This is a genomic window from uncultured Cardiobacterium sp. (genome assembly GCF_938028825.1).
In the GTDB taxonomy this organism is placed as follows: Bacteria; Pseudomonadota; Gammaproteobacteria; order Cardiobacteriales; family Cardiobacteriaceae; genus Cardiobacterium.
On sequence record NZ_CALIZP010000010.1, the window covers coordinates 22,703 to 38,039 of the forward strand.

Consider the following 15,337-nt stretch of genomic DNA (forward strand, 5'->3'; position numbering starts at 1 on the left):
CGGATGTTCCGCCCGTCCTCTGCCGCTGTCAGCGCGAGGCGGGCATTATAGCGATTTGTCATTGCCCCGCAAGGGAAAAGACAGCTTTTTGTGCATCTTGCTATATCGCATACATATTTTGCACGACGAGGCGTGTCTGATAGTCCTTTTGCCGCAGGCGGATACTGCGGTAATGCGTACCCTGCCAGTCGCCCAGTTCGACATGCCAGCCTTCGGCATCGAAGGTTTCATCAGCTCGTTTTGTCGTCAGCCAGGCAGCCAATGATTCAAAGGGCAGCGGCATACCCATTTCGCGAATCATATCGGCGCGGTTGAAACTGCGTTCTTGCGAGCCTTCGCGCACGCTGACCACGCCGTTGCCATAGGTAATCCGCATCCGTTCCTGCCCCATCGGGTCAGACAGAACCAGCATTTCCGTCTTGTTTTGATGCGTCCAAGCGGCGGTCGCCATGACGCTTTTTTCCTTGCAGCCATGCACTTTCGAGCATTCCGGATAGCGCAGGGCGATTTTGCCCTCGGCCAGCCAGCGTTGCGGGTTGAAGGCGACATACACCTGCGGCTGCGTGGCATCCGTCGGCGGCGTTTGCGCGCAACCGGCCAGCAGCAGTGCGAGAGCCAGCACCCGGATGATGTTTTTGTTATTTTTTCTTGCCATGTTCCAGTTTCAGTTTTTTGCCAATTTCTTTCAGCGACGCGTTGTCCGGCTGACCTTGCCGCTCGTAGCGATAGACCTCTTGTGCCAGCGCCTTTTCACCGGCGGCATAGAGCGCCTCGATATAGTGCGCGGAAATCTCGTTGCTGCGGTAGGCGGCGTAAGCGCGCCGCAGCCAGGATAGTGCCTCTTCCGTCTTGCCCTGGCGGAACAGCAGCCAGCCGTAGCTGTCCTGAATCGCCGGTGAATCGGGGTACAGCTTGATGGCTTCCTCAATCAACTCTGCCGCTTTTTCCGCGTCATTCGTTTGCGTCAACAGTAGATAGCCGTAAGCGTTGAGCGCGTCGATATTGGCCGGGTCGATGGCGAGAATCTTGGCAAACTGCGCGGCGGCGTCCTCAATCTGCCCGTGTGCGGCGTGATATTCGGCGAGGACATACAGCAAATCCACCTGATCGGGATAACGGGCGAGCGCTTCCTGCAACAGCGTTTCCAGCCGCTTCCACTGCTTCGCCTGCTGCAACTGCGCCGCTTCAATCAAATAGGTATCCAGCACCTGTGCGTCATCGGGGAAATCCTTGCGCAATGCGGCAAAACGCGCCTGCGCCGAATCATAAGCGCCGCGCCGGAAAGCGAGCAATGCCAACTGTTCCTGCGCCTGCAAATAGCGGGTCGAATCCTTGCTGACCTCGCCCAGCATCGATACCGCCATATCTGTCTGCCCCGCACGTTCGGCGGCGTTGGCAACGAAAAACAGATACGTGTTGAGATCGATCCGCCGCGCGTCCAGCAACTCGCGAAACGCCTGCGACGCAGCGGGGAAATTCCCGGCGGAAGCATACAACTGCGCCACCAGCTGCCGCACTGCACTGTCCTGCGGCTGCAATTCCTGCCAGCGCAGCGCCAGCGGCAGCGCATCCTGCCACTGATAATGCGCGGCCAGCATATCCACATACGCCGAGAGCACATTCGTATCCTGCGGGTAACGTGTCGTCATCCTGTCCATAATCTTGCGCGCATCCTGCAACCTGCCGATGCTCGCCAGCACCTGGGCCTGCATCAATTCCAGCTCGCGCCAGTTGCCGTCCAGCGCAATCGCGCGGTCAAACGCGTCCAGCGCGACTGTCACCTTGCCCTGCTCCTTGGCCATCAGCCCCAAATAATAAAAAATATACGGGTTCTTCGGGAACAGCCCGGCCAGCTGCTGCAACAAATCCAGCCGCACTGTGCCATCCGGCAAATCCGCCAGCGCGCGGAACACCTGCGCCACCATCTGCGGCCCTCCGTCCCGCTCCAACAGCGTCGTTATATGCCCCAGCGCCTCATTACTGCGTCCGTCGGCAAGCAGCACACGCAACAGCGCCAGCCGCGCCGCTTCGTCCTGCGGGAACGCGCCGAGCCAGGCGCGGGCGATCTTCTCCGCGCGGACAAAATCCCGCGTATCCCAGGCGAGGCCGAAACCATATTCCAGCGCGTCATACTCGCCGCTTTGCACCGCGACCTCGGCCATCGTGTCCAGCGCGGCCGAATACTTGCCCGCATGATCCTCAAAACGCGCCGTCATCGCGCCGTAGAGCCACTGCGCGGGCTGCGACCACTCCTGCTGGGCCCGCTTCTGCGCGGGTACGGCAAAAGCCTGCACATACAAAGACGGCAGCGCGCAGAACAAAGCAAAAGACAAACAATTACGGCGTGGCAACCTATCCACCATCGGCTGAAAGAGAAAGCGCGATAGCTTAAAATAGAAGCATCAAAAAAATAATGACCATATGTTGACCCCCCTTGACGAACCCGTAAAAACCATTACCGCCTACGGCCTCAACCACCACACCGCCGACGCCGCCGTGCGCGAAAAAATCGCCTTCACCCCGGAAGAAACCGCCGCCGCCCTTGCCGACTGCCGCCGGCAGACCGGCGTGGACGAAGTCGCCCTGCTCTCCACCTGCAACCGCAGCGAAATCTACGCCGTCGGCGGACACGCCGCGCAACTCGCCGCCTGGCTCGCCGCCTGCAAACACCTCGCCCCCGCCGCGCTCGCCCCGCTCACCTTCCGCGTGCACGACCGCGAGGCCATCCGCCACATCTACCGCGTCGCCAGCGGCCTCGACTCCCTCATCGTCGGCGAACCGCAAATCCTCGGGCAAATCAAGCAGGCCTACCGCCTCGCCCGGCAGGCGGGCACCATCGGCAGCGTCCTCGAACGCCTCTTCCAGCAAAGTTTCGCCGTCGCCAAACAAATCCGCCACAGCACCGCCATCGGCGCCAACAACGTCTCCGTTGCCGCCGCCGGCGTCAAACTCACCCACCGCTTCTTCGACGACCACAACCGCCGCACCGCCCTCATCATCGGCGCGGGCGAAACCGCCCAACTCGTCGCCAAATACCTCAAAGACACCGACATCAAACGCCTCATCATCGCCAACCGTACCCTCGCTCACGCGCAAAAACTCGCCGAAGAGCACGGCGGCTTCGCCATCAGCCTCGAACAACTGCCCGCCCAACTGCACGAAGCCGACATCATCATCGGCGCAGCACGCAGCGACCACCTCCTCATCAGCCGCGAACACACCAAAGAAGCACTAAGACGGCGGCGCAACCACCTGCAAGTCTTCATCGACCTCGCCATTCCGCGCAACCTCGACCCCGCCATCGACACCCTCAACCAGGCCTTCCTCTACGACGTGGACGACCTCGCGCAAATCATCGACGACAACCTCAAAGCCCGGCAAAGCGCCGCGCGCCAGGCCGAAGCCATCATCAACCTTTACAGCGACGACCTCATCGGCTGGCTGCGTTCCAAACCCCAGCAACAAATCGTGCGCAAAATGCGCGAAAACGCCAACACCATCCGCGAACAACTCCTGCAAGAAAGCTACCGCCGCCTCGCGCACGGCGAAGACCCCGCGCATCTGCTCGAACAACTCAGCCGCAAACTCACCAACAAACTGCTGCACAACCCGAGCGAACTCATCCACGCCATCCCGCCGGATCACAAAGACTGGCTGGCCATCATTGCCGACACCTTCAAAACCGAAACCCACGAGAACCCCTGAATGCACCCCGCCATCCGCGAAAAACTCGCCAGCCTGCGCGAACGCCACGAAGAACTCAACGCCCTGCTCGCCGACCCGGCGACCGCCGCCGACACCGCCCTGCTGCGCCGCTACGCGCAGGAACACGCGCAAATCGCGCCCGTCATCACCATCCTCGACGACACCGCCCGCCTCGAACAAGAACTCGCCGACCTCGCCGACCTCGCGGCAGACCCCGACATGGCCGAACTCGCCGCCGCCGAACGCCCGGCGCTCGAAGCGCAAATCGCCGCCAACGAACACGCCCTCGCCCGCCACATGATTCCCAAAGACCCGCTGGACGGTGCCGATGTCTATCTCGAAATCCGCGCCGGCACCGGCGGCAACGAAGCCGCCATCTTCGCGGGCGACCTCTTCCGCATGTACGGCAAATACGCCGAAGCAAAACGCTGGAAACTCGACATCCTCAGCGAAAACCCCGGCGAACACGGCGGCTACAAAGAAATCATCAGCCAAATCAGCGGAGAAAACGTCTATTCCACCCTCAAATACGAATCCGGCGCGCACCGCGTGCAGCGCGTCCCCGAAACCGAATCCGGCGGGCGCATCCACACCTCGGCGGCGACCGTCGCCATCCTGCCCGTGGCCGATGAAATCGAACCCATCGACATCAACCCGGCGGATCTCAAAGTGGACACCTACCGCGCCTCCGGTGCCGGCGGCCAGCACATCAACAAAACCGACAGCGCCATCCGCATCACTCACCTGCCAAGCGGTATCGTCGTCGAATGCCAGGAAGAACGCTCACAACACAAAAACCGCGCCAAAGCCATGCGCCTGCTTGCCGCACGCCTTTTGGACATCGAGCGGCAAAAAGCGCAGGACGAACAGGCGGCCGAGCGCAAAAGCCTGGTCGGCAGCGGTGACAGAAGCGAACGCATCCGCACCTACAACTACCCGCAAAGCCGCGTTACCGACCACCGCATCAACCTCACCCTGTACAGCCTCGCCGACGTGCTGGAAGGCGGGCTGGACGCCGTCATCATCCCGCTGCAACAAGAACAGGAAGCCAATGCCCTGCTCGCCCTGCAAAACGGCTGACGCCGCCTTGCCTGCCGACACGGGGCGGCAACAAAAAAGCCTGTCGCAAGGACAGGCTTTTTTATGCGCAACGGCACTATCAACGGGGAGCGGTGGGAGACTGCGCGGAAACCCGTGCCGTATTCAGTTGCTCGATAGCGGCGACACCCGAAGCATCGCTCTTGTCGGGCGGGGTAATCGTGCTGATGTGGGTGATGGTGAAATACATCGTCAGGCCCAGCACGATCGGGGCAAAGAGGGCGGCGGCGACGGAGAAAACCGGAGACTGGATGGTGTGTTGCTCGGTCATGATGAAAAACCTCTGTTGAAATAAAAAACGGGCATCCGTTATACCAAAATATCGCGCCGGGCGGCGCAAAATAATACAGTAGCGCGGACGGACGTCTTGTCTCCGCCCTCTATTGCACCCCTGCCGCCACACTCATGAAACTTAGCCACTGGATTATCCGCAGCGCCGCCGCCCATCCCGATACAGATGTCGCCCTCATCGAAACCCGCCACCTTGCCGCCTTCGTCACCGGCCTCAGCCTGACACGACAACGCATCCACGACCCCGACCTCACGGCGGGCGAAGAAGCGGCGCTTGACGCGCTCGCCGCCCGCCTGCACGCGGGCGAACCGCTCGCCTACCTGCTCGGCAACCAGCCTTTCTGCGGCCTCGATCTCGCCGTCAGCCGCGCCACCCTCATCCCGCGCAGCGACAGCGAAGCGGTGGCCGAACGCGCCCTCCATCTGCTGCGCGGCATGCACCGCCCGGCCGTGCTCGACCTCGGCACCGGCAGCGGCGCGCTGGCGCTGGCGATTGCCTCCGCCCGCCCCGATGCCATCGTGCGCGGCAGCGACCAAAGTCTTGATGCCCTCGCTGTCGCCGCCGCCAACGCGCACCGCCTCGGCATTGCCAACGTCCGCTTCCTGCATGGCGACTGGCTCTCGCCCTTTGCCGATGCGAGCGCCGACCTCATCATCAGCAACCCGCCCTATATCGCCCCCAATGACCCGCACCTCGCCGCGCTCCACCACGAACCGTCAAGCGCGCTGGTCGCCGCCGATGACGGCTACCGCGATCTCTTCGCCATCATGGACGGTGCGCCGCGCGTGCTGAAAACGGACGGCTGGCTCATCATGGAACACGGACGGCAACAGGGCGAGACGCTGCGCAATCGTGCCGCCCGCCATCCGGTCTGGCAGCACATCGCGACCGGGCAGGATTACGCCCGCCGCGACCGCTACACGGAAATGCAAAAGCGCGGCTAGTGGCACCAGCCGCTTGGCGGGCGCAGGACGGGCTGAAGCCCGCCTGCGAAAACCGTTTTATTTCCTGGGCCTGGTGTCAGCGGTTGCTCGCGATCACGGTGTAGCCATCTTCCAGCGCGTCGAGGTGGACGCGGCTGCCCGGGGTGAGGTAGGCCGCTTCGCCGCCGTGCAGTTCGAGGCTGTTGCCTGCCCCGGTCACGCGCAGGCGGCCCGCGAGGTTGAGGAGGATGGTCGCCTCCGGGTTGGCGAGCGGCAGGTTTGCGCCATCGGGCAGGTGGATGGTGGTGAGGGTGTAGTCGTCCACCGGCGCGGGATAGGCATAAGGCGCGTGGTTGCCGGGCGCGGGCGGCGGCAGGATGGCGGGGTTGACCGGGTTGGCATCGACAATGCGCAGCAGTTCGCCAATGTCGATGTGTTTCGGGGTGAGCCCGGCGCGCAGGACGTTGTTGGAAGCGGCCATCAGTTCGATGTTCTGCCCGCGCAGGTAGGCGTGCGGCAGGCGGGCGCGCTGGAAGATGCCTTCGCCCGTTTTCATGTGGACGATGTTGAAGAGGTAGAAGGAGAGCAGGCCGGGGTCGGGGCGGGCGGGGTCGATGTGCATGGCGCGTGCGGCGTAGTGCAGCCAGTAGTCGGGATTGTCCGAAACGTCTTCCGGCGCGGGCGCGGCGAAGAGCGGGGCGAGCCAGGCGGCAAGGGTGGCGCGCGGTGCCTGCATGATGCGGGCGTAGGCTTCATGCAGGCCGTGTTGCCGGATAAGGGCGGCGATGGGCGCGAGGGCGGGGCGGGCATCGAGGCGGCGGGCGATGATGTCGGGCGGGGCGAAGCCGTGCAGCAGCCAGAAGTCGCCGAGGGCGATCATGCTTTCCGGTTTATGGTTGTCGTCGGGGTAGTTGCGCGTCGGCGCGTCACGGGCGATTCCCGCCGCTTCTTCGCGCGCGTAGCCCGCTTCCGCCTGCGCCTTGTCGGGGTGGAGCTGGATGGAGAGCGGCAGGCGCACATCGAGGATTTTCAGCAGATACGGCAGGCGGTCGCCAAAGCGCCGGCGTGAATGGGCGCTGAGGGCGCGCGCGGGGTTTTCGGCAATCCAGGCGTCCAGCGGCAGCAGGCGGCCGTCGGCGTCGATGGTGGCGGGTGCCTGCGGGTGGTCGCCGAACCACAGTTCGGCGGCGGGTTTCTCGCCGGGCTCGCGCCGCAGGAGTTGCGGGATGTAGTCGTAACCGCCCCAAGCGTAGGGCTGGATGGTGCCGTGCAAGCGGTAAAGCATGGGGTTCTCCGTGTGTGGGTGTGCCGTCATGCTACCGCTTTTGCGGGATGGGGGCGAAGTGGCTTGCCGCCGTTACAACGGTTCGCCCAGTCCGCTGAGGATGGCGTCCATCGCCGCGAAGTGTGCCGCGTCTGACGAGGCGTATTTGAGCTGGGTGTCGGCTTCGCCGGCGTTGAGCAGGACGATGCTGTCGCTGTCGTGATTGCCGTAGATGGCGATGCCGCACAGCCAGTGCGCAAAGCCAAAGGGTTTGCGGCGGAAGTAGCGTTCCAGTTCGCGGCGCGCCGCGCCATCCAGTTGGTAAAAGCCGTCATCGCCGCCGTAGGGCAGGGCGAACATCGCTTGCAGGTGCGCCATCGCCAGCAGGAAAGCGCCGGTGGTCGCGCTTTCTTGTTGCCAGTGTTGGCGGTCTTCACTGACCCACACCGGCGGGTCGGCGCGGTGCAGGTCGTCGTGGCGGATGCCCCACACGCAGCAGCCCTGGTTTTCGGTATAGAAGACGAGGTGGCCGGGGGCTTGTTCGCGGGCGGCGTTGTCCGGGGTGAGCAGGTCGTCCTGGGTGTGGTTCAGTTCGCGGTGTTTGCCGAGGGTGCGGTAGTAGTGGGCGAGGACGGCGGGCAGGGTGCCGCAGAGGGCGTGCAGCGGCGCGAGTTCGGCGGCACTGTAACCGTAGTCGCCATCATCGAGGGCGTAGAGGCGGCGGATTTGCGGGCAGGGGTCGGCGGGGGTGGTCATGATGTTTCCTTGGGCAGGCGGAGGAGGGCGATGTACTGCGCCGGGCTGATGTCGCCGTCAACGAGGTGGCGGATGAGTTGCGCCTCGAAGTCATCGGGCGGCGGCAGGCCTTCGATACGGTTTTTGCGCGCGAGACGGGCCTGGTGGCGGGCGCGTTCCTGCCGGGCGGCGGGACTGCGGTCGAGGCCGGGGTAAGCTGCAGCGGCATTGGCGGCGAGGAGGGCGGCAAGTTGTGCGGCGGCGGTCATGCGGTTTTGCCCCCGCCGGCGGGCGGCGCGGCGCGGTGGAAGAGGTGTTGCAGCGCCTCTGCGCCGGTGAAGAAAGCGGCGGCGGCTTCGAGGTCTTCAATGCGGGCGACGGGCAGGACAACAGGTTGGCCGTTGGTGAGGGTGAGGACGAGCACACCGTCTTCGGAAAGCTGCATGGCGGCGATGGCGTCGTACGGCCAGTAGCGGCCGCCGGCGGTGAAGCCGTCTTTTTTCAGCCGCCATTTCGGGTAGCGCAGGCCGTGGATGAGGACGAGCAGGAAGAAGCCGCCGAGGGCGAGGCTGTTCACGGTGTGGCGCATGCTGATTTCATGATAGAGGGCAGCGGCGACGATGAGGTTGAGGAAGACGGCATCGGCGAGGCGGCGGCGCAGGCGTACGGCGACTTGTGTCTTGCCGAAGCGCTGTGCCTGCACCCAGCCGTCGTAAATGAGGAAGGCGGCATAGGCGAGGTCAATAAGGCAGAGGGTGAGGGTGGTCAGCATGGCGGTTTCCGGAGCGGTGGGTTCGGCGGCATCTTACAGGGTTTGCGTCAGTGCCGGCGGTGCTGTTACCGCCTTCCCGCGCACCGCCGACTCCGCCCGCAGCGCCTGGCGGCAATCCGCAGTATTCCCCGCAGCGGTCTCCCGCCGTGCATCCTGTTCTTCCCCTTCCCCTCCTGCCCTTGCGCAAAGCCGCCGCCTGCGCCACCTTCCCACACCTTTTATGGTGCCGCTTGCAGTTTTACCGTCGCCGGTTTTTGCTGCGGGTTTTGCAGGCGGATGTGGATGCGGGCGTGGTTGCCGGCGCGGTCGGTGGTCTCGATGTCGTAGTCGCCGTCGCCTTCCGGTTGCCACAGGGTCTGCGGAGTGTGGCTCTGTCCCAGCAGTTCGCGGTTGACGAGCCACAGGTAGGGCGGGTTGTTGCCGTTGGTTTGTAGGGTGATGGCCTGACCCCGGTTTTCGATGATGGCGCCATCCACCGGCGCAGTGATGCGCAGGACGGGCGCGGGCGGCGGCGCGCCGGTGTCACCTTTGGTGTTCCAGGCGGCTTTCGGCGCGGTGTAGCGGCGTGGCGGGTTGGGCAGGAAGGCGATGATTTGCCGCATGATGGGGATAAGGGCATCGACGCTGGCGCGCTGGTCGCTGTAGCCGCCGTCGGCGCGCCCCGCCCAAAGCAGCACGGTGTAGTCGCGGGTGTAGGCGATCGCCCACAGGTCGCGCCAGCCGTAGGCAGTGCCGGTTTTCAGGGCGACGGGTTCGGCGCCATAGGTGAGCGCGCCCCGGCTGTCGCCGACTTTTTGCAGGATTTGGCTGGTTTGCAGGCAGGCGCGCTGGCTGGCAAGCGGTGCGGGCAGTTCGGGGCGGTAGGTGCAGTTGGCGAGTTTGCGGTAGAGGCCGGCGAGGTCGGTGGCGCGGATGCCGACGCCGCCGAGGGCCAGGGTGAGGTTGGGCGGGCTGTTGTCGAGGGTAGCGAGCGGCAGGCCGTTTTCTTCGAGCCAGCTCGCGAGGGTATCGGCACCGATGCGGGACAGCAGGCGTACTGCCGGGGTGTTGCGCGATTTTTGCAGGGCTTCGGCGAGGGTGATGCGGCCCAGGTATTGTTGGTCGTAGTTCGCCGGGTTGTAGCTGCCTTCAAGCGGGGTGTCGTCGATGAGGGTCTGCGGGTGCATGCGGTAGCGATCCAGCGCGTAGAGGGTGATGTAGGGTTTCAGGGTGCTGCCGGGCGAGCGGATGGCGGTGAGCAGGTCGTTCGCGCCGAGGCGTTCTTTGTTGTGATACGCCGCGCTGCCGAGGTAGGCGCGGGTTTCGCCGCTGGTGTTGTCGAGGATGAGCGCGGCGAGGTTGCTGCGCGGCGGGCGTTGTTCGAGGGCGGCGCTGAGGGTGGTTTCGAGCTGGCTTTGCAGGCTGCCGTCGAGGGTGGTGCGGTGTTCGCCGCGTTTCAGGGCGAGGGCGGCGTAGTGCGGTGCGTGTTGCGGGAAGGGGTGCGGCGCAGGGTGCAGCGGTTCGCGTTTGGCGTTTCGCAAGGTTTCCTGGCTGATGATGCCGTTCGCGGCGGCGCTGTCGAGGATGCGGTCACGCGCAGCGCGGGCGCGGACGGGGTCGGCCAGGCGGTTCGGCGATTGTGGCAGGGCGATGAGCCAGGCGGTTTCGCTGGTGGAGAGTTCAGCCGGGGCTTTGCCGAAGTAGTACCAGGCGCCGACACGGATGCCTTCGAGGTTGCCGCCCATTGGCGCGAGGGTAGCGTAGCAGTTGAGGATGGTCGCTTTGTCGTAGTGGTATTCGAGTTGCAGGGCGCGCAGGCTTTGTTTGATTTTGCCGCCGAGGTCGTGCGCGGTGTGGTAGTTGAGGCGCGCCGCCTGCATGGTGAGGGTGGAGGCGCCGGAGACGGTGCGCCGTCCGTGCAGGTTTTGCCACAGGGCGCGCAGGATGGCGCGGATTTCGATGCCGTGGTGCGCGTAGTAGCGGCGGTCTTCGTAGTTGAGCAGGAGTTTTTGGTAGGTGTCGGGCAGGGCGCCCGGCGGCAGGCGGCGTTTGCCGTCGGCGGTGAGGTAGCTGTGCAGCACGGCGCCGTGGCGGTCGTGGACGACGGGCGAATAGTCGGTGCAGGCGTGAATGTCGGGCGGGTAGGCACGGTCAAGACGCAGCAGGGTGAGGATGGCGAGCAAGGTTGTCAGGCAAAGGCCGAGGATTATGTGGAAAATGGTGCGCTTCATTGGTTTGCGAGGTCGGTATGAAATTTTTGTTGTGGTTTGCGCTGGTCGCGTTTGTGGTGTGGAAGATTGGCCGCGACTGGCGGCGCGCGCGCGGTGTGCAGGGGCGCCTGGAAGCGCGCGCGGCGGCGGAAGCCGCTTTTGAGCGGATTATGTTTTCGCTGGAATGTCAGCTCGCTAACGGCGAGATTGACGAGGCGCAGTTTCGCATTTTGCGCGAACACGCGTTTTCGCAGTTGCAGCGGGCGTTAAAGGAGGCGGGATTTTGAAACCTCGCTAATGGATTATTGGCGAATGTGTTTATGCACGGCATATTATTTTTTCTGTCGGATTTTGTTGTTTATTGTCATACCAAAATAAAAAAATAATCTTGTCATAGGGCGGTAATCAGTCCGTTGAAATGATGTGGATGGGGGTTATCGGCAGATGTGTTTAATCTTTTGGAGTAACAGTCGGTTAAGACCGAAAACGATACATCCAAATATTATAAAAATCGTTTATTGTTGCAGTTTCCAGAGGAATAATGGTGTCGGTCAGCTGTTTCAGGGCGACCAAATCAGCCTTCTGCCCGATAGTGAAGATCCCAATATCTGGAGATAAAGCCCGAATTGTTGGAATCATCGCGTGGTAAGCAAACGGGTCGCTGGGTTTGCCATCCGTAAAAATGAGGAGAACAGGTTTGTAATCGCCTTTAGAGTTGGCAGTAGAGCGGATGCAATTACGCCTGACCGATTGCACTACCAGTTCAAGCGCCGCACCGAGGCAGCTTGCACCGCTACAAGTAAATTCCTGCGTAGAGAAGGGAAGTTTCCTTAATTCTAATTTTGTCAGTGGCTCTGTTTCTTTAGCATGAACATTGTAAGTAATGGTACTCAGATAAGCCATCTCCAACATATAGGGATCTTGGTGTAGCCTGGACTCAAGTATTGTTAAATATTTATAAACCCTTTTTATGGGTTCACCGTGCATGGAGCCGGAGGTATCGATACAAATATAGATAGGAAAACGTCGCATGGATGTATCTTTTATTTTTTCTGCCGAATTCTGTTCTGTGTGCAAACCGCGCAGCGAAGTCGCTACGCGGTTTTTTTGTCGTCAGGCGGTAGTTGCGCCATTTTTGCGCCGGTCGGCAAGGTCGGCGGCGGCAGTGAAGATCACGTCCGAGGAGGAGTTGAGCGCGGTTTCGGCGCTGTCCTGGATGACGCCGATAAGCACACCGATGGCGATGACTTGCGCCGAGGTCTGGCCGTCGATGCCGAGCAGCGAGCAGGCCATCGGGATGAGCATCAGCGAACCGCCGGGAACGCCGGAGGCACCGGCTGCGCCCAGGGTGGCGAGGAAGCAGAGGATGAGCGCGTTCAGCGGGTGCACGGCGAGGTGCAGGGTGTGCGCGGCGGCGAGCGAGAGGACGGCGATGGTGATGGCCGCGCCCGCCATGTTGATGGTCGCGCCAAGCGGGATGCTGATGCTGTAAGTCTCTTCGCGCAGGCCGAGCTGCTCGCTGAGGTTGAGGTTGATCGGGATGTTCGCCGCCGAGCTGCGGGTGAAGAAGGCGGGGATGCCGCTTTGGGTGAGGCAGCGCCAGACGAGCGGGTAGGGGTTCTTGCGCAGCATGATCCAGACGAAGAACGGGTTCACCAGAAGGGCGACCACGGCCATGCTGCCGAGGAGGACGGCGATGAGGCGGGCGTAGGTGGCGAAGGTGGAAAAGCCGGTGGTGGCGACGGTGGCGGTAACGAGGCCGAAGACGCCGTAGGGTGCGATGCGGATGACGATGCCGACGATGTAGTGGATGACGCGGGCGGCGTCGTCGAGGGCAATTTTGCTGGTGTCGCTGGCGTGGCGCAGGGCGATACCACTGAGGATGGCCCAGGTGAGGATGCCGATGTAGTTGCCCTGCACGGTGGCGTTCACCGGGTTGTCGGTCATCTTGAAGAGCAGCGCGGTGAGCACGGCATTGAGGTTTTCCGGCGCGGCGGCGGTGTCTTCGGCACTTTGCAGGTAGAGTTCGGTCGGGAAGAGGGTACTCGCAAAAACGGCGATGGCAGCGGCGGCGAAGGTACCGACGATGTAGAGACCGATGATGCTTTTCAGGCCGCGTGCCTGCCCCTGGCGGTGGCGGGAAATGGCGTGGGTGATGAGGATGAAGACGAGGATGGGAGCGACGGCGCGCAGGGCTTTGGTGAAGAACTCGCCGAGGATCTGGAAGTATGCGGCGGCGGGGACGAGATAGGTGCCATCGGGCTGCGGTGTGCCGGTCTGCATGAGGATGCGGCCGATGATGATGCCGAGCAGCATGGCGATGATGATTTGGCGAACGAGGCTGCGGTTGAGCCAGCGGAGGAGGTCGCGCATGGGGGTTCCTTGTAGTGGTTGAAGGGGTGGCTATATTACCTGTTTTTCCCGCGCGCTCCGGGGTGTTCCGGGGCGAGGGGCGGCGCAGTGCCGCTGCCTTTTGCCGCCGCTTGGACGGCGGTGGCCCGCCGTTTGTTTCATTCCCCGCCGAGATAGCCGCCGGTCTGCCGCGCCCACAGCTGCGCGTAGATGCCGCCGCTTGCCAGCAGTTCGTCGTGGCTGCCCTGTTCGACGATGCGGCCACCGTCGAGGATGACGAGGCGGTCCATCGCCGCAATGGTGGAGAGTCGGTGCGCGATGGCAATCACGGTTTTCCCCGCCATCAGGCGGTTCAGGCTTTGCTGGATGGCGGCTTCCACTTCGCTGTCGAGCGCCGAGGTGGCTTCGTCGAGGATGAGGATGGGCGCGTCTTTGAGCAGCACGCGGGCGATGGCGATGCGCTGCCGCTGCCCGCCGGAGAGTTTGACGCCGCGTTCGCCCACTTGCGCGTCCAGTCCGGTATTGCCGTAGCTGTCGGAAAGGCCGGCGATGAAGTCGCCCGCTTCCGCCTGTTCGATGGCGCGTTGCAGTTCTTCTTCTGTCGCGTCCGGGCGACCATAGAGGATGTTGTCGCGCACCGAGCGGTGCAGCAGCGAGGTGTCTTGCGTCACCATGGCGATGTGGCGGCGCAGGCTGTCCTGGCTGACGGCGGCGATGTTCTGCCCGTCAATGCGGATTTCACCGCCGTCCAGGTCGTAGAAGCGCAAGAGGGTGTTGACCAGGGTCGATTTGCCCGCGCCGCTGCGTCCGACCAGACCGATTTTTTCGCCGGGACGGATGTTGAGCGAGAGGTCGTGCAGGATGTGCGGCTTTTTCACGTCGTCCTGGTGGTAGCCGAAGCTGACGCGGTCGAAGGCGATTTCGCCGCGCGTGACTTCCAGTTCTTCGCAATCCGGGCGGTCTTGCACGGCGACAGGGCGGGTCATCATCGTCATGCCGTCGGTGACGGTGCCGATGTTTTCCGAGAGGCCGCCGATTTCCCACATCACCCAGGTGGACATGCCGTTCAGGCGCAGGGCAAGGCCGCCCGCGACGGCAATCGAACCGACACTGAGCGCGCCGTGCAGCCACAGGGTGATGCCGACCGCGCCAATCAGGAAGAAGAGCGAGTAGTTGAGGGTGAAGAGGCAGATATCCAGCGTCGAGACCATGCGGAACTGGCGGTACACGGTGGCGAGAAATTCGTGCATGGCGCCGCGCGCGTAGTCCGCCTCGCGCCGCGTGTGGGCGAAGAGCTTGACGGTGGCGATGTTGGTGTAGGCGTCGGTGATGCGCCCGGTCATGGTCGAGCGCGCATCCGCCTGTTCCTCGGCGACGCGTTTCAGGCGCGGCAGGAAATGGCTGATGATGGTGGCGTAAGCGGCGAGCCAGGCGAGCATCAGGACGAGCATCGCCCAGTGCTGGCTGGCCATCAGCGCGATGATGGAGAAGAAATAGGCGACGACATAGACCATCACGTCCATGCAGCTGGTGGCGACGGCGCGCACCGCCAGCGCCGTCTGCATCACCTTCGCCGAGACGCGGCCGGAAAATTCATCCTGATAGAAGCTGAGACTCTGCCCCAGCAGGTAGTTGTGCATCCGCCAGCGCACCGCCATCGGCATGTTGCCCATAATCATCTGGTTACGCGCGACAGTGCCGACGAGATTGCACAGCGGCAGGAACACCAGCACCACGAGGCCCATCAGGGCGAGGTGCCAGCCCTCCTCCTGCAACAGCGTATTGGGCGAGCGCGCGCCGAGCCAGTTGACGATGTCGCCGATAAAGCCGAACAGCAGCACTTCCAGCACGGCAACGCCAATCCCCGCCAGCATGATGATAACGAGCGGCGCATAAAAGCCGCGACAGTAATAACGGATAAAGGGCAACAACCGCTGCGGCGGCGTTTCGGCCCAGTCGGTGGGAAAGGGCGACGTGCGCCGCTCGATTTTGTCGAACATGAAAACC

The 15,337-nt window shown here is 63.2% G+C and carries 15 protein-coding genes; 4 read left to right on the plus strand and 11 right to left on the minus strand.

What is annotated here, in order from left to right; genetic code table 11:
• Positions 1-100 precede the first annotated feature (100 nt).
• Both Q0562_RS00795 and Q0562_RS00800 read right to left on the minus strand, forming a co-directional pair.
• The gene (locus Q0562_RS00795) at positions 101-655 is read right to left on the minus strand and encodes a lipoprotein insertase outer membrane protein LolB (protein WP_298639832.1); all 555 of its coding nucleotides are present in this window, start codon (positions 653-655) and stop codon (positions 101-103) included.
• Positions 639-2,333: a tetratricopeptide repeat protein gene (locus tag Q0562_RS00800; protein ID WP_298639834.1), complete on the minus strand. Its 1,695-nt coding sequence runs from the start codon at positions 2,331-2,333 to the stop codon at positions 639-641. The genes Q0562_RS00795 and Q0562_RS00800 overlap by 17 nt, the downstream gene beginning before the upstream one ends.
• An 88-nt stretch (positions 2,334-2,421) precedes the next feature.
• Here Q0562_RS00800 and hemA point away from each other — a divergent pair, with 88 nt between their 5' ends.
• Together hemA and prfA are read left to right on the plus strand one after the other, a co-directional pair.
• Positions 2,422-3,705, plus strand: a complete 1,284-nt coding sequence (gene hemA / locus Q0562_RS00805) for a glutamyl-tRNA reductase (protein ID WP_298639837.1) — start codon at positions 2,422-2,424, stop codon at positions 3,703-3,705.
• The gene (gene prfA, locus Q0562_RS00810) at positions 3,706-4,785 is read left to right on the plus strand and encodes a peptide chain release factor 1 (protein ID WP_298639841.1); all 1,080 of its coding nucleotides are present in this window, start codon (positions 3,706-3,708) and stop codon (positions 4,783-4,785) included.
• Positions 4,786-4,864: 79 nt separating this feature from the next.
• Here prfA and Q0562_RS00815 read toward each other — a convergent pair whose 3' ends face one another.
• Entirely contained in the window at positions 4,865-5,074 is a 210-nt protein-coding gene (locus tag Q0562_RS00815) for a hypothetical protein (protein ID WP_298639844.1), read from the minus strand.
• Positions 5,075-5,208: 134 nt separating this feature from the next.
• Here Q0562_RS00815 and prmC point away from each other — a divergent pair, with 134 nt between their 5' ends.
• Positions 5,209-6,039: a peptide chain release factor N(5)-glutamine methyltransferase gene (prmC, locus tag Q0562_RS00820; protein ID WP_298639846.1), complete on the plus strand. Its 831-nt coding sequence runs from the start codon at positions 5,209-5,211 to the stop codon at positions 6,037-6,039.
• A gap of 76 nt (positions 6,040-6,115) precedes the next feature.
• Here prmC and manA read toward each other — a convergent pair whose 3' ends face one another.
• The 5 genes from manA to pbpC form a co-directional block, all read right to left on the minus strand.
• The gene (gene manA, locus Q0562_RS00825) at positions 6,116-7,303 is read right to left on the minus strand and encodes a mannose-6-phosphate isomerase, class I (RefSeq protein WP_298639848.1); all 1,188 of its coding nucleotides are present in this window, start codon (positions 7,301-7,303) and stop codon (positions 6,116-6,118) included.
• 72 nt (positions 7,304-7,375) lie between these two features.
• On the minus strand, positions 7,376-8,038 hold the full coding sequence (locus Q0562_RS00830; protein WP_298639850.1) for a hypothetical protein: 663 nt from the start codon (positions 8,036-8,038) through the stop codon (positions 7,376-7,378).
• Positions 8,035-8,286: a hypothetical protein gene (locus Q0562_RS00835; protein WP_298639852.1), complete on the minus strand. Its 252-nt coding sequence runs from the start codon at positions 8,284-8,286 to the stop codon at positions 8,035-8,037. Before Q0562_RS00835 ends, Q0562_RS00830 begins: the two co-directional genes overlap by 4 nt.
• Positions 8,283-8,789: a DUF986 family protein gene (locus tag Q0562_RS00840; protein ID WP_298639855.1), complete on the minus strand. Its 507-nt coding sequence runs from the start codon at positions 8,787-8,789 to the stop codon at positions 8,283-8,285. Before Q0562_RS00840 ends, Q0562_RS00835 begins: the two co-directional genes overlap by 4 nt.
• A gap of 218 nt (positions 8,790-9,007) precedes the next feature.
• The gene (gene pbpC, locus Q0562_RS00845; RefSeq protein ID WP_298639858.1) at positions 9,008-10,999 is read right to left on the minus strand and encodes a penicillin-binding protein 1C; all 1,992 of its coding nucleotides are present in this window, start codon (positions 10,997-10,999) and stop codon (positions 9,008-9,010) included.
• Between the two features lie 17 nt (positions 11,000-11,016).
• Here pbpC and Q0562_RS00850 point away from each other — a divergent pair, with 17 nt between their 5' ends.
• Positions 11,017-11,265 carry a hypothetical protein gene (locus tag Q0562_RS00850; protein WP_298639860.1) on the plus strand — a complete coding sequence of 83 codons (249 nt, stop codon included), beginning with the start codon at positions 11,017-11,019 and terminating at the stop codon, positions 11,263-11,265.
• Between the two features lie 187 nt (positions 11,266-11,452).
• Here the strand turns inward: Q0562_RS00850 and Q0562_RS00855 are convergent, their stop codons facing one another.
• The 3 genes from Q0562_RS00855 to Q0562_RS00865 form a co-directional block, all read right to left on the minus strand.
• Positions 11,453-12,055: a VWA domain-containing protein gene (locus tag Q0562_RS00855; RefSeq protein WP_298639862.1), complete on the minus strand. Its 603-nt coding sequence runs from the start codon at positions 12,053-12,055 to the stop codon at positions 11,453-11,455.
• A 36-nt stretch (positions 12,056-12,091) separates the two neighbouring features.
• The gene (gene sstT / locus Q0562_RS00860) at positions 12,092-13,351 is read right to left on the minus strand and encodes a serine/threonine transporter SstT (protein WP_298639865.1); all 1,260 of its coding nucleotides are present in this window, start codon (positions 13,349-13,351) and stop codon (positions 12,092-12,094) included.
• Between the two features lie 137 nt (positions 13,352-13,488).
• The gene (locus Q0562_RS00865) at positions 13,489-15,330 is read right to left on the minus strand and encodes an ABC transporter ATP-binding protein (RefSeq protein WP_298639867.1); all 1,842 of its coding nucleotides are present in this window, start codon (positions 15,328-15,330) and stop codon (positions 13,489-13,491) included.
• Positions 15,331-15,337: the final 7 nt, after the last annotated feature.